This window comes from Paenibacillus sp. FSL K6-1217 (genome assembly GCF_045040735.1).
Taxonomy (GTDB): domain Bacteria; phylum Bacillota; class Bacilli; order Paenibacillales; family Paenibacillaceae; genus Paenibacillus_AQ.
This window is the reverse complement of sequence record NZ_CP150271.1, coordinates 6,953,723-6,968,761: the sequence shown is the minus strand read 5'-3', so window position 1 is coordinate 6,968,761 and position 15,039 is coordinate 6,953,723. Positions and strand designations below refer to the sequence as shown.

Annotated in this window: 10 protein-coding genes; 2 read left to right on the top strand and 8 right to left on the bottom strand. The window is 56.0% G+C overall.

Annotated elements, in window-relative coordinates; translation table 11 throughout:
* Positions 1-58: 58 nt before the first annotated feature.
* Positions 59-493 (bottom strand): MarR family winged helix-turn-helix transcriptional regulator, encoded by a 435-nt coding sequence (locus MHH28_RS30675; RefSeq protein ID WP_405109102.1) that lies wholly within the window; start codon positions 491-493, stop codon positions 59-61.
* Between the two features lie 119 nt (positions 494-612).
* Between MHH28_RS30675 and MHH28_RS30670 the strand changes: the two genes are divergently transcribed.
* Both MHH28_RS30670 and MHH28_RS30665 read left to right on the top strand, forming a co-directional pair.
* Positions 613-1,068, top strand: a complete 456-nt coding sequence (locus MHH28_RS30670; RefSeq protein ID WP_405109099.1) for a CBS domain-containing protein — start codon at positions 613-615, stop codon at positions 1,066-1,068.
* A 208-nt stretch (positions 1,069-1,276) separates the two neighbouring features.
* Positions 1,277-2,482, top strand: a complete 1,206-nt coding sequence (locus MHH28_RS30665) for an ROK family protein (RefSeq protein WP_405109096.1) — start codon at positions 1,277-1,279, stop codon at positions 2,480-2,482.
* 619 nt (positions 2,483-3,101) lie between these two features.
* Here the strand turns inward: MHH28_RS30665 and MHH28_RS30660 are convergent.
* From MHH28_RS30660 to MHH28_RS30630, 7 genes are all read right to left on the bottom strand, one after another.
* Complete coding sequence (locus MHH28_RS30660; RefSeq protein WP_405109093.1) at positions 3,102-6,419, bottom strand: glycosyl hydrolase; 3,318 nt, start codon at positions 6,417-6,419, stop codon at positions 3,102-3,104.
* Between the two features lie 7 nt (positions 6,420-6,426).
* The gene (locus tag MHH28_RS30655) at positions 6,427-7,428 is read right to left on the bottom strand and encodes a glycoside hydrolase family 130 protein (RefSeq protein WP_405109090.1); all 1,002 of its coding nucleotides are present in this window, start codon (positions 7,426-7,428) and stop codon (positions 6,427-6,429) included.
* Positions 7,429-7,494: 66 nt separating this feature from the next.
* The gene (locus tag MHH28_RS30650) at positions 7,495-8,331 is read right to left on the bottom strand and encodes a carbohydrate ABC transporter permease (protein WP_405109087.1); all 837 of its coding nucleotides are present in this window, start codon (positions 8,329-8,331) and stop codon (positions 7,495-7,497) included.
* Between the two features lie 14 nt (positions 8,332-8,345).
* Positions 8,346-9,248, bottom strand: coding sequence for a carbohydrate ABC transporter permease (locus MHH28_RS30645; RefSeq protein WP_405109084.1), 903 nt, complete (start codon positions 9,246-9,248; stop codon positions 8,346-8,348).
* A 105-nt stretch (positions 9,249-9,353) separates the two neighbouring features.
* Complete coding sequence (locus tag MHH28_RS30640) at positions 9,354-10,742, bottom strand: ABC transporter substrate-binding protein (RefSeq protein WP_405109081.1); 1,389 nt, start codon at positions 10,740-10,742, stop codon at positions 9,354-9,356.
* Between the two features lie 202 nt (positions 10,743-10,944).
* Complete coding sequence (locus tag MHH28_RS30635) at positions 10,945-12,594, bottom strand: response regulator (protein WP_405109078.1); 1,650 nt, start codon at positions 12,592-12,594, stop codon at positions 10,945-10,947.
* 2 nt (positions 12,595-12,596) lie between these two features.
* Positions 12,597-14,405, bottom strand: a complete 1,809-nt coding sequence (locus MHH28_RS30630) for a sensor histidine kinase (protein ID WP_405109075.1) — start codon at positions 14,403-14,405, stop codon at positions 12,597-12,599.
* Positions 14,406-15,039 lie beyond the last annotated feature (634 nt).

The window sequence follows — 15,039 nt, the reverse complement described above, 5'->3', positions numbered from 1 at the left end:
TGTTCCACCCTGACCCTAAGTATAGCCCATACCAGCCGCCCAAGAAACGGCGCCCCGTTCATTCCTCCTCCAGAAAAGTTGCATTGAACTTCTGCAGCAGCTCCCCGAACAGATGTCCCTCCTCCTCCGACCAGCCCTTTAGCAGTTGTTCGATCATCTCCTGCCGGACCTGCCGGTTCTCCTCCAGACTCGCTTGGCCCGTCTCCGTAATCTGCAGCGAATAGGCCCGCCCGTCCACAGGGTCCGGTACCCGGGTGATGAACCCCTTACTCTCCAGTGAGGCCGCCTGCCGGCTGACCGTAGAAATATCCAACTGAAACTCATCGGAGATTGCCTTGATCCCGGCAGTTCCCTCACGAGATTCAATGTGATGCAACAGCAGGTAGGCCGCACGATCCAGATTGCCGATTTTTTTGAACGTGGTAATTGAAGTGAGACGGCGGAACAGAACCGCCATTTCCAGCTCTATTGTCTCAATTGAATGTTTGTCCATGCCGGGCGCCCCTCTTCTCTTTTATTCATTGACTTTACTCTTTTCACTTGTATAATACAAGTATATACTTTCATGATACAACTTATTTCTGCAAAAGCTAATTTTCAGGGGGAACCGGTATGAAAGCCCATGAATTCATGATCCGTCAGGTGTACAAGGTCAAGCAGGAGGACACCGTACGGACTTTTATTGAGAAATGCATTGCCCACCGGATCAGCGGCATGCCCGTAGTCAATGACCGGAATGAGATTGTCGCTTATTTGAGTGACGGGGATATTATGCGCTATATCGGCAGGCATGAGGATCTGATCGTGGATTCTTTTTTCCAGATTAACGTGTTCGTCGGGGATAATGATCTGTTCGAGGAACGGGCGCAGAAGCTGCTGGGTCTGAGCGTAATGGCTATCGCCAAGAAGAAGGTCATCACTGTGCATGCCGAAGAAGACATCGAGGTCATCGCCACCATCCTCGGCAAAAAGCAGATCAAAAAAGTGCCCGTGGAACGTAACCGTGTGCTGGTCGGCATCATCAGCCGCGGCGATGTGATCCGCCATTCCTTCAAGGCGCTGCTCTAGTATGAATAAGCTCCTCCACAAGTGCACCCTGTCCTCATATGCTGCCGGGCTGCCCGGCATCTCTCCCCCGGCAGCGGCTGCAAGTTCGGAATAACGCGCAAGCGAACGCTCTCCTGTGATAGTTGCGGCACCCTGCTTTTTATGTCATTGTTGAAGCAGATGTAGTCTATTCATCAGGTCTAGTCTTGTCATAAGGAGAGAATCGTCTGTGCTGCTTATTCACGAAATCATCGCCAATCCCAAAGCCAGGGAAATCTACCTCACCGTAAGAACACACGGAACCGTCTCCAAGCAGACCCTGCTGGATGAAAGCGGACTGACGATCAGCACCTTAACGCGTATTTTGGACGAATTGCTGTCCCAGGAGCTTCTGGTTGAAGTCGGCTTCGGTGAATCCACCGGAGGACGCCGCCCTACCCTCTATGAGACGAATCCGTCTTACGGTTATCTGCTGGGACTGGAGATATCCCGTACCCATGCCAAGCTTGTGCTGACCGACTTTCATCTGCGGCTGCTGGGCGAGTATACCTGGAGCATGGATGCCGGACTTACCCCGGAGCTTCTAATGGAGTCTCTCCACAGACAAGCCTTGCAGCTACTTGACGCAGCCTCCATCACTCTTAGCCGGGTCGCCGGACTTGGCATCGGCGCGGTCGGTCCGCTGGACCGCACAGCCGGAGTCATCCTGAATCCGGCCCGCTTCCCTGCGCAGGGCTGGTCACAGGTACATATCAAGGAGCAGCTGGAGCAGCGTCTGGGGGTGCCGGTCTATCTGGATAATGGGGCCAACACGGCACTGCTTGGCGAATACTGGGCCAGCAGCAACCGGATGCAGCAGCATCTTCTCTATCTCCATGCCGGAATCGGACTGCGCTCCGCGATCATGAACGATGGACGGCTGCTCTATGGCATGATTGATACCGAGGGGGCCGTCGGGCAGATGATCATCGAAGGCTCAGGCCTGCCGCCGCATATACCGGGCGGCAATGCCGGGGCGTGGGAGAGCTATGTGTCTGTAAGCACCCTGGAGAGACAGGCGCGTGAAGCCTGGGAGCGGGGCAGCAGCGCTATGCTCCGCAGCCTGGCGGAGAGTGCGGAGCAGCTGGAATTCGCCCATTTAATAGAGGCCCTTCATGCCCGTGATCCTATAGTCGTCCGGTTATTCCAGGAGATGGCCGTCTACTGCGGCATCGGACTGGCGAACCTGATCAATATCCTCCACCCCGAGGAAGTTATCCTCGGCGGCCCGCTGTTCCTCGCGGCAGATGATTTCTATTTGGAGGCGACCCGGGTCGCCCTGGAGCGGACCTATTACCGCGAGCAGTATAACGTCCGCTTCACCCGCAGCAGACTCGGGGAGCGTTCGGTCGCCACCGGTGCATGCGCCGTGGTGTTGCAACAGTTGACGAACTAGGGGGGGCTTGCAGGTAAGCCTGCTACCGCGCCCGGTGTTCACACGGACCCGTTAGCAATCACAGTACCGCATTGGACTGTAAATCCGCTATTCGGCCAAATTGTACCGATTGGCAGGGCAAGCGGACTGAGATTCCGCTAAGTGCGCCGATAGACCTCATTTACGCCTCTAATCTGCAAGATAAGCGATTCTCAGTCCGCTTCAGCCTCAAAAACGGCTTTTCGGGAGATATAGCGTCCTGTCAGTCCGCCTCATCGGGCCGGGAATGAAACCTGTGTTGTAGGAAGCCACAATATTGGAGCAACATCTTATTTTCTAAACAAAAACACCTCCGGATTCCGCTTAACAGGGAGCCCGGAGGTGTTCGTTTTGTTTATTTTTCAGGTTTTGTTGGTTTATTTGTTGGTTTGTTTGTTGGTTGGTTTGTTGCTTCGCTTGCTTTGTATTCTTTTTTTCTTTGTCAGCTTTGTTAGTGTTCTACATTCTGTTCGTTCTATTGGTTGGTTTAGTTTGGTCTATTGGTTACTGGTTTGTTGGTCTGTTCTGTTGTTGGTCTGTTTATTTTGTTGATTTGTTCGTTCATTTTGTGGTTTGTTAGTCTTGTTACTTCCTGCTGTACTTAGCCCCGGAGCACAGGTGCCGAAGATAATCCGAAGCGGACAAAGGCGTACCGGTCCTGATAGACCTGTGTATCCGGCTCCAGGTCTTTGTCGGTCCAGCCCGGCTTATCCTTGAAGCTGTCGGGACCCACCTTATAGACTTCGCCTTTTAGATGATGATGCGGTCCCAGCAGGTTGCGGCAGCTGCCGGTCAATTCCAGCCTTATCCGGTTCTCTCCGGCATGCAGCAACCCGGAGATAGCGGCGGTAAACGGCTCCCACAGGAAGGTCCGCACCTCCTTGCCGTTGATGAACAGCCGGGATACTATTGTATCCGGGGGAGTCTGGAAGGACCAGACCTCCGGAAGCTCTGTATCTTCAGGAATATGAACAGTCTGCTCAAGTGCGATAGTTCCGGCAAAGAACGGGAAGCCCTGGGGAACCAGATCATCGGAATGAACCTTACGGGGCTGCGCTGTCAGCTTAAACGGACCTTCCGTGAATACGGCCCGCCGCTCGCCATACGTATAGGGCGCAGCAGACTCCACGCCGAAGGCGCCTACAATATATATACTCTCGAACTCCTGCTCAAGCGTAAGATTGTTGCCCTCCGTCTCAAACTGCTTCGCTTTCTCCAGCTTGGCAAGCAGTTCGCTGCTGGGGCTGAACCGGGTGCTCATGTGCAGAATATTCTCTCCGGCAACCAACCTTCCATTGATGGGCAGAGTGCGGAAGGAGATATCCCTCCACCAGCCGCAATCCGCCGTAGACAAAGGCTGTCCGTTCAGCGTAAGCCTCAGGTCTCCCGGCTGCTCCAGGGCCAGATAGAGCTGCGGCACCTCCAGCAGACTGGAGTCGGCCTCGAAGCGGAACTCCAGCTCAATTGCCGCTGCCCGGCCATACGCAAGCAGCTGCTCCTGAATAAAGATGACCGGCTGTTCGGTGGACCACTCGCCCTCATCCTGCCGCACCCGGGCCGTATCCAGTGTCAGACTGTTCAGATCAGCGGCAGCAACTCTCCATTCAGAACCGAGTTCAAGCAGGTCCGTCTGTTCCCGCCGCTCTGCTATGTCCCGGCATGCTACAGTCTCGCCACCATCTGCAACACTTGCATCACGCATAACTTCCGCACCTTCTACAGCTTCTGTACATTCCGTGACTTCCCCACCACCAGCACCACGCCCACCGTCTACAGCTTCAGTACCTTCTCCACCCTCTGCCCCATACTCATTATTTGCATATTCTTCACTATCTGCGCCTTCCGTATATTCCATACCACGCGTACATTCCGCATCATCCCCACCGCCAAACTCTGCAGCATCACCTGCACTTACTCCCCCACTGGCACACGCAGCCCCGTCTGCCTCCACCCTCAACAGCAGGGAATGCGCTGCATAGAGCGGCAAGCTAACCGTGATGCCTTGTGCTGTAAGTTCGCCGGCAAGCGCCGTGATGCCCCCGGTTTCCGGATCGATCAGCGAGACGCGGCCCCGCTGGCGCAGCTCGATGTTCACATGGCCGCAGCTCTCCGTTCCGGAATTGACGATATAGTAGACCATGGAATCTGCCAGCGAGACCGACCGTACATTCAGCGTATCGGACGCAAGCTTCTTGCCTGCCGAGCCGGTTATCTGCACGAAGGGCGCCGAGACTGCAGTCACCGCGCTGCACAGTGCTTCCGCATTCCATTCCGGCTGGACGGCATGCTGGAGCAGCTGTTCCAAGTCCCCGCTGTCCTCTCCGTTCACCAGTGCCGGAGCAGACCCGCAGGCGATCAGATGTCCGCCCTGGTCTACGAATTCCTGCAGCAGCGCTGCCGTTACCCGGTCCACCGTCAGGCTCGGCGGAATAATTACGGTGCGGTATGCCGCCTCGCCGACGATGAACTGCCCTTCGCTTACGCGGCCATGCCGGGCGATAATGCTCTCACTGCCGTAATCATGCTCGATGAGCGCCCGGCAGAGCCAGCGGGTCAGCTGTGCAAAAGCCTCATGATAAGGCACAATAGCCGAAGTATCCTCCCCGCATTGGGCCAGCCACGCAGACCTTACCGGGTGAAGCAGCAATACTTCCGCATGGCCCGTTCCTTCGGCCAGAATCAGCGACAACCGGGCGAAATAGTCGTTGAAGCCCCGGTAATCCTTCCACCACGGCTGCTGATAGAACAGCGACGGCGGATAATCACGCTTGCGCAGCCCGCGGAGCGAATAGCCCTGCAGATGCTGGCAGAGGAAATTGATGCCGTGGACGAACTGCCACTCCCCGATCCGCTTCAGATCCTGGAGGCTGACATTCCAGCCGGAGCAGCCGAAGCTCTCCGTAATCGTCCGCTTCTTCCCGGTCTGGCGGGCCGCCGAGCTGACCTGCTTCGGCACCAGCGGCTCCTCCCCTACGAACCGGCCCAGCCAGTCACAGCCGGGGATCTGTAAAAATTCGTAGAAGGCCATGGGATCGCCGACGGAAGCCACCTGATGCATCAGCTCCTGCTCATCGACCACATGGCCTGTGGCCGCCCAGCCCTTGGCGGCGCAGAAATCGCCGATCTGCCTGGCGTAGGCTTCGGTGAACATGGCGGTCACCGTGCCCCAGTAATCATAGCGCGCTTTGTTCGCGCCGCGTTGGGGGAAGAACAGGGCAGGCAGAATCTCCTGCACCGCATAGCCGCTGCGTGCGGCGAAGGCTTCCTCCAGCTCGAACGACCACGGCAGCCTGCCGCGGGCGAATTGCGGCTCATCTGTGAAGATGCCCGGCAGGGCGGCGGCTCCTTCCGCCTCCAGCTGGCCGAATTCATTCCAGTACCGCTCGTAGGCGGCTGTAATGAACTCGCCTACGGCCTGTTTGCTGAGTGTATCCGTGTAGTACGGATTCACCTCATAATACAGGGCAAGATCCGCAGCACCGCTCTCTTCCGGCGGCAGCAGACGGTACTCGCCGGAAGCTGCTTCAAGCGAATAGCTGGCAATGGCCCTGTCCACCGGATAACGGAACGGCGGCTTCTCCCAGGCCAGCAGCTTCTGCTGATAGGCAACGCCTTTGGCCGGAACCTCACCGTCCGCGAAGCCGCTCGGCCAGCCGTTCTCATCATAGAACCAGGCGTTCATGCCCAGCTCCCGGCTCTTCGCGATGGAGACCCGGACGGCCTCCATCCAGGCTTCACCCATATACGGGGTCTGCAGGCCGCCGCGGGCATGCATGAAGAACCCGCCGATCCCGGCTGCATGCATCTCCCCGATCTGCCTCTCCAGCTCGGCCGGCTCCAGCTCGTCATTCCAGGACCAGAGCGGCGCAGACCGGTATTCTGCCGGAGGATTGGCCAGCTTCTCCCATAGCTTACTCATCGCCAGCCTAGCCCTTCAGGCAATAGCGGATCAGATCATCCACATGGGCCGTTGCCAGGCATTCAATCGTATCCGCAGAGCCGTAGTAGATTTTGACCTCACCGTCATCCTCCAGAATCATCCCGCCCGGAAAAATAACATGATTGCGGAAGCCCCCCTCAATCTCATACTCCGTCTCCGGGGCCAGCAGCGGCTGCTTGGCCATGCCGATAACCTTACGCGGATCTTCCAGATCCAGCAGCATGATGCCTGCCGTATACCGCTTCTTCCAGGTGGGCTCCCAGCCGTGCTTGCCTCTCCCCGGGTCGATATCCACCGCATGGAAGGTGGTCAGCCAGCCCTTATCGGTCCGGACCGGAGGCGCAGCCGGACCGACCTTGTCATTGGCGAACGGCACATGCTCGACCGCGAGCAGCAGGCTGGAGTTGCCCCAGTATTTCAGATCCGGGGACTCGGAGATCCAGGCATCGAAGCGGTCCTGTCCCCCCCGGCTGTACACCGTGAACGGGCGCTCCAGACGGACATACTTGCCGCCGATCAACTCCGGGAACAGCACCATATTGCGCAGGTCCGGTGTAGACAGGCTGAGCACCTCGAAGTGCTCCAGATCATCCGTCACGGCAATTCCGCCGCGGATGCCATGCTTCGTATCTACGGCAAAGCACATATAGCAGCGTCCGCCGATCACAGTCAAGCGCGGGTCGTAGGCGCGGATAATCTCTTCGTCATGCATTTTGAACACCGGCTTCGGCCCGGCTGTCCAGGTCAACCCGTCATCGCTGTAAGCAATGCCGAGATCGGTCGTGTGATGCGGCTCGATCGTCTGCTCGGTCAGCGAGCCGTAATCGTTACGGAAGATCATCACGTATTTACCGTTGAATTTCGTTACACCGGCATTGAATACAAGTGCTGTGGGATAGGGAACCTTGGATGCATCCAGCACCGGATTACCCGGATAGCGCTGAATGAACGGAGCAGAGTGCAGAATCGCAGGAACCTGTAATGTCATGGGGTATACCTCCTTGAAATGGACAATGCATATGGATAAGTTCATACAGATGATCTCAGGCAGTGATTAGCCCTTGAGGGAGCCTGCCGTCATCTGCATAAAAGACTTGTTGGCAAACAGATAGGCCACGAGAATCGGCAGGATGGACAAGCAGGCGCCCGCCATCATGTAGTGGGTCTGGGAAGCCGCCGAAATCCCGTATTTCAGATTCGCCAGGCCGACAGTCAGCGTCTGCAGCTCCGGCTTGGTCATAGTGAACACCAGCGGCAGCAGATATTCATTCCACGCACCGCGGAAGGTGAACAAGGCACCTACGCCCAGTCCCGGTCCGAGCAGCGGCAGAATGATTCTCCAGAAGGTCCTGCCCAGCGAACTGCCGTCAATCAGCGCCGCTTCATCCAGCTCCCTGGGAATTCCCTTCATGAAGCTGAGCAGGATGAAGAAGATCGAAGCATGCGCAGATATCAGGATCAGAATAACCCCCCAGAGGCTGCTATGCAGATGAAGCTTGACCATCAGATCGAATTGCGGACGCAGCACCACCGCCCCCACGGCAACGAACATGGTGAAGGATTGCAGGCCGATATATATTTTTTTGCCGAAAAAATCCATCCGGTCCACCACATAAGCAGCCATGGAGGAGACAATCAAAGTGCCCGCCACCACCGTCAGGGAGACGATCAGGCTGTTCAGGGTATACCTGGAGAAATTGGCCTGTTCCCAGGCTTCGGAATAGTTCGAGAAGTGCCAGCTGTTTGGCAGGAAGGTCGCCCCGGTGGTCAGCTCGGCATTCGTTTTGAAGGAGCCCAGTATAGTAATGACAACCGGAATCAGGGTGATAAAAGCAAAGGCAAGCAAAAATATCCAGAGTATGGTGTTGCCCAGTATGGTTCTTATTCTCATCTCGTGTCTCTCCTTCAGTCGGTCTGATTCATTCGCCGGGATACATAGAAATAGACGATGGATATGATCCCTACGATTAGCGCGGATACGAAGGCGACCGCACTGCCGTAGCCGAACTCCTGCACCTGAACCGCTGCACTGCCGCCGCCGACAGGGAAGAATAATTTGTACAAATACAGGAACATCACCTCTGTCTTGCCAATGGGACCGCCCTCGGTTAGAACCATGATGCTCTCGTAGCCCTTCAAGGCCGTAATGATCGCCAGCATGATAACCATCTGCATGACCGGACCCAGCATCGGCAGCGTCACGTAGCGGAATTGCTGGACTCTGCCTGCGCCGTCCAGGGAGGAGGCTTCATACACATCCTCGGGGATATTCTGCAGACCGGCGAGGAACAGCAGCATATAATTCCCGACCGCCCCCCACGCTGCCACCAGAATGACGGTGAGCATCGCATACTTCGGCCCCAGCCAGTCAATGCCGGAATCGGACAGATTGAACTTGATCAGGAACTGATTCAGAATTCCGTTATACGAATTGAATATCGTGAAGAAGACCACGGCCATAACGGCTGTACTGATGACGGTCGGCATGAAAAAAATCCCCCGCAGCAGCTGTCTGCCCCGCAGCCCGCGGTTCAGGATGGCGGCCAGCAGCAGCGCCAGCGGAATGGTGATCAGCAGCTTGCCCCCTGCGTAGACAAAGGTATTTACAACCGAATCCCAGAACTGGGTGTCCTTCATAATGCGGCTGAAGTTATCCAGACCGGTAAACCGGGCTGCTCCGTAGCCTTTATAGTCATAGAACATGTAGCGGAATGCCCAGGCAATCGGGTAGATTCCGAGCACAAGTGTCAGAATGGCGCTTGGAAATAAAAAGCTGTATGAAAATATGGCGTTTTTCGTTTTATTCATAGGGTCTCTTCCGGCTCCTTTCCATTGCGGTCATACAGAAGGATGGAGAAAGCTGCTTCCCCATCCCCGCTGTGATGACCTCTATCTGTGTGTTCAGCCTGCCTTTTATTTGGCGAACTTGCCGCCCAGGCCAGCCGGATCGAAGCCGGCATCCGGCTCAGCCTTCAACCCGTCATTGGCAATTGTGCTGTCCAGCGCAGCATTATATCGTTTGTTGAGGTCAGCGATGATCGCCTTCAGGTCGCCGCCATTGAGCATGTATTTGAAGAAGGCGTCATCCGACTTCATGCCTTCCGGCGCAACGGTTGGATAGACCGGCCATACCCCGTCATTCTTGTTCGGGAGGAAGCCTTCAATTCCGTTTACATCCGGGGTTTTGGCTGCCGCACTGATTGAGGGAACCATGGAGATGCCGAAGCCTTTTTCCTGATACTCGGTCAGTACCTGGTCATCATACATGAACTGCATGAACTTCCATGCCGCTTCCTTATGCTCCGATTTCGAGCTAAGGCCCAGCCATTGTCCGCCGAGGAACCCGGAAGCGCCTTTCACCTTGCCGTCGATGGTAGGTACCGGAGCTGCTGCCCAGTCAATTTTGGCCGGGAACTGATTCTTGTAGACGCCCGGCTCGGAGGAGTAGGACATATACATTCCGATCTTGCCTTCCGCGAACTGTGCCCGCAGCGGATCGATATCGAGGGATTCCACGCCCGGAAGCATGCTGCCGTCATCCTTGATCTGCTTGAACGCCTGGATGATAGGCTCGAAGCCGCTGAAGTCATAACGGGCAGTCTTGAAGTCATACCCGAAGCCGCCGAAGCCGCTCATCTCCGCAATTACCCGCGCCGAACGCCCGAACGCACTGGACGGATTTTTGAAATTCTGTGCGAAGCCGTAAGCACCGTCCGCCTTGCCCGCTTCCGTCAGCTTCTTGGCTGTATCCACCAGCTCCTGCAGTGTAGTTGGCGGATGCTCAATTCCTGCTTTGGCGAACAAGTCTTTGTTATACACCAGGCGCATCGTAGTTCCATAGTTCGGAAGACTGTAACGCGCACCGTCGAATTCGTTCAGATCCGGCATCGCCGGGAACTTGGCTTTGAGCTCATCGGTGAGGAATTCATCAATCGGGGCGAGGAAGCCCTTTTTGTAGAAGGTCTGGATGGTATTCTCCTTCACCCGGATCACATCCGGCGCATCCGAGGTCTGGAAGGACAGATCCAGCGCCGTGTCGAAGTCATCGCCCTTAACGACCAGCTCCACCTCGATCCCGTCGGTGTTGGTCTTGTTGAACTCGGCAACCTTCTCCTTCACGAAATCGGCATCATGGCGGTCGCCCGTCCAGTAGCTGATTTTAGTTTTTTGGCCCGAGCCTGAACTGCCTTTCGCCGCATCTCCGGTGTCTGCTGATCCATTGCTGCCATTACCGTTGCCGCAGGCTGTCAGGCCAAGTGCCAGAATCAGGCTTAACGATGTCGTAAGCGTACGCTTCATCATTGGTAGTGCCCCCTTATTTATCGCTGCTTAATTTAACTTACAACCTGATTATAGATGGGGTAACGCTTACACATAAGGCGGGTAAGCCCACATTAAGGGCAGGTTTCTGCGGGAGTTGCGGGGACGCCGAGGCCCCTGAAGCCGCCCCATACACAAAAGGGAGCAGACCTCCGCCATGGCGAGAATCCCTCCCTTGTCATCCTTATTCTTTTCCAAGGTAATGCAGCTTGAACTCCGACGGGGTCATGCCCGTGTACTTCTTGAATACCTCGCTGAAGTAACGCCTGTGCTCGTAACCGAGATCCTGGGCAATCTCCTGGACCTGCTGGCCGCCAATCAGCATCGCCTTAGCCTTCTCCATCTTCTCATGCATGACATACTGCTGGAATGACACCCCTTCCACCTTCTTGAACAGGTTGGAGAAATAGCCCTGGCTAAGGCTGATCTGCTTCGCGACCTGCTCCAGCGACAGGCTGGTGTGCAGATGATCCCGGATGTACGCCTTGGCCTGTTGAATAATCCGCGTGGACTCCACGGAACGGGCTTCCTCCACCAGAGAGCAGGCCGCCCGGCACAGGTCATCCAGCAGGCTGCGGATATCCTGCAGGGAAGGATGCGCCCGGTTCTTCATAACTTCAATACCGCGCTCCAGCGGCTCTACCTGTTCATAAGGGAACTGCTCCAGCATGACACGGCAGATCCGGAAGCTCAGTTCATAGCCCACGCTTTCGACATAACGCGGCTCGGGCAGAAGGTCATTGTCCAGCAGCTCGGCGAAGAGCTGATCCAGCACCTGCAGGCTTTTGCCGGTATTGCCGGAACGCAGGGCGAACAGCAGCTCCTGTTCGGCGGCTGCAGAGTAGCTGTGAAGCGCCAGCGGCTTGTTCTCGATATCGCCGTAATTGTACACACCGTTGCCGCCGGTATAGAAGTGATACCCCAGCGCGCTGAGCGCCTGCCCGTATGCAGCAGCCAGCTCATGAATCGAAGTGACCCCCAGCCCCATGCCGATCGAAATCGTATGGCGCGAGAATGTGCTTACGTTCGTACAGCAGGCCTCGGTGATCTGCGCGGCAAGGCCCGGGTCCGAGCCGTTAATAATGCAGACATACCGGTCTGTGGCTTCACGGATAATCACGCCGCGTGTCCAGGCGGAGATGGTCTCTTCAAGAATATTGTACAGGCTGAACCGCAGCAGCTCGACCTCCTGTACCGGCTGATTCTGCAGCTTCTCCGCGAAATGGTCAATCTCTGCGACGAACACGAAGAAATCATGCTGCTCCAGTGGAATATCGAGATACACCCATCTGGACCGGGCATCCGCCTCCGAGGTCTGGTGGTGCAGCAGGAAGGTCAGATACTCCTGGCGGAGAATAGGCATACTCTCTTTAATTCTGAGCTCCATCACGGCAAGTCTGGCTGTCTCCTGCCGCTCCTGCAGGCACAGCGCCTTCGCCTTCAGCACCACGTTCACAATCTCATCCAGGGCAAAAGGCTTTTTCACGAAATCAAGCGCCCCCAGACGGATGGCTTCCTGGGCATAGGCGAACTCGGAATAGGCGCTAAGAATAATAATCTTGCATCCCGGCAGAGATTCCAGAATCGCCCGGGTCATCTCCAGCCCGTCCATTCTAGGCATCCGGATATCGGTCAGTACAATATCAGGCCGCTTCTCACGGATGATTCGCAGCCCCTCTTCACCGTCGAGTGCCGTGCCAGCCACCTCAATGCCATACGCCTGCCAATCCGGCTTGCGCGAGATCATCTCTGTCACACTTTTGATATCGTCGATGATGCACAGCTTGAACCTTCCCGCCCCCTGCTTCAGTTCCTGCTCCTGTTCATATTCCATCCTTAGCTCTCCTCCCATAGCGGAATCCACAGCTCTGTCCGTGATCCCTTACCCGGTTCTCCGTCTACTTCCATGCGGGCGTCAGCCCCGTAATACAAGGTCAGCCGGTGCCGTATGTTGAACAGGGCGTAGCCTTTTCGTGACAAGGGGGCGGTGTTCATTCGCTGCTTCACGCTCGCCGCATCCAGCCCCCGCCCGTTATCCGTAAGGGTAATATGCAGCATTCCCTGTTCCCTGCCCACTGTAATATCAATCCGTCCGCCCCCGGACCGGTCGCTGAAGCCGTGCTGAATGCTGTTCTCCACAATCGGCTGCAGCACGATCTTCGGAATCTGGCAGGCCAGCAGCTCCTCCTCTTCCACACTCACGGTATATTCAAACAGATCTTCATAACACTTCTGCTGGATCGCGAAATACTGCCGGACATGGGACAGCTCATCCGCAAGCGTTATCAGATCCTTGCCGCCGCTGAGGCCGAGCTGGAACATCTGCGACAGCGCCAGAATCATCTCATTCACATCGCCGTTCTCGCCCATGACCGATTTGCAGTAGATCGTATTCAGCGTATTGTACAGGAAGTGAGGCTCCATCTGCGCCGTAAGCGCCCGGATCTCCGCATGCCGCTTGTCCTTCTCCTTGGATTTCACATCCTCAATCAGCTCCTTGATCTCCGACATCATCCGGTTGAACTGGTAGCCTACCTGGGCAATCTCATCATCATACCTGCTCTCGAAGACCACGCTAAGCTGATTCTCCTCCACCCTGCGCATCAGCCGCCGGAGCTTGAACAGCGGCCTCAGCAGGGCTGAAGTCAGCTGATTGGAGATCAGCCAGGTCGTCAGCAGAAAGACGCCGATTACATACAGCGTTGTACGCTGCACCCGCTGCAGCTTGCCCAGCAGCTGGTCCCGCGACTGCATGCCGGAGATGATCCAGTCTGGTGAGACCTCCGATTTTTTGTAATTCAGAAGATACTCTTTGCCGTCATACTTGTAGGTATGCTCCTGCCAGGCTGCTTCTTCCCCGGCCTCCGGCACCCTAGGCTTCCAGGGGAACTTGCCGCGGAACGGCCAGCGGGACTCGACCACCGCGTCCCCTTCTCCGCTGAGCAGGTAATAATTGCGGCCGGGCTGCTCCCCGCCCTGATTCAGCAGGCCGTCAATCCGGCTCTCCTTAATGTTCACCACGATATACACATTGCTGATCGGTGTATACGGATATTCATAGATTCCCCGGACCACGAACGAGACCACCCGCTGGCTGCCCGTAAATAACCGGTCATAATGCCCTTTGGCCCAATAGCCGCCCGGCTGCTCCTTGCTGAGATCATATAATTCCGAGCCATAGAATGAACTGTCCTTCGCGCGGATCTGTGTGGTGGAATAGAAGTCGCCAATCGGCGTAACAATCAGCACATTCTCGATAATCGGCTGATTGAACATTGCCTGGGAGAGCACATATTGCAGATCGGACAGATGCACATAGTAATTCGACACCTCGTGGCTGAACACATCAATCATCATCTTCCGGTAGGCATCGCTCAGCATCAGGGACTGCACGGACAAGGCCACATCGTTCAGCCTGGAATCGAGCAGCTGTGTAGTTTTGCTCACTGTCTCCTGGCTGCCGGCATAAGCATTATCCTCAATTTCCTGCGCAGCGATCCAATACGTGAAGCTGCCCATCGCGCTGATTGACAGCGTTATCAGAACAATAAAAGCGAACAGAATCCTCTGCTTGATCGATATCCGGTAATACCTGCCGGCAAGCTGCCGCCAGGCTCGTCCGCAATAGGCTATGAATGTACTCATGGGTCCTCCTTCTCCAGCACCAGTTCTCCGTCATGATTCTTTACTTGTATCATCTTACTCCACTTTGTTTGCACGTCAACAAATAAAGATTCAGTAGGTTACTTCATCTGCGTTGCAGACACACATTTCCAATATGAAGGAAAAGCTGGCTGATTTCGCTCACAAGCAGCAGCTATCCTGCGCATACAGTATGCCGGAGCCCAGCCGTAACACCCCGCCGATGAACCAAACTCCAGAAGGGCGGAACAGGATGAAGCTTATCGGATGCGGAAGTTCGTAGTGAGTACCTGGCGGGGGGATAGAGTGCGGAGATGACATGAGCATTCGGCGGGGGATAGAGTGCGTAGGGGCACAGGGAGTACTTGGTGGGGGATAGAGTGCGGAGGTGACATGAGCATTCGGCGGGGGACAGAGTGCGGAGGGGCACAGGGAGTACTTGGTGGGGGATAGAGTGCGGAGGTGACATGAGCATTCGGCGGGGGACAGAGTGCGGAGGGGCACAGGGAGTACTTGGCGGGGGATCTCCCGCTATTCGGGTAGCTCCAGCCAACCCGACCATTGGCGGCGCGGACTGACATTCCGTTATTCGGCCAAATCGGACCGATTCGCGGGGCAAGCGGACTGAGATTCCGCT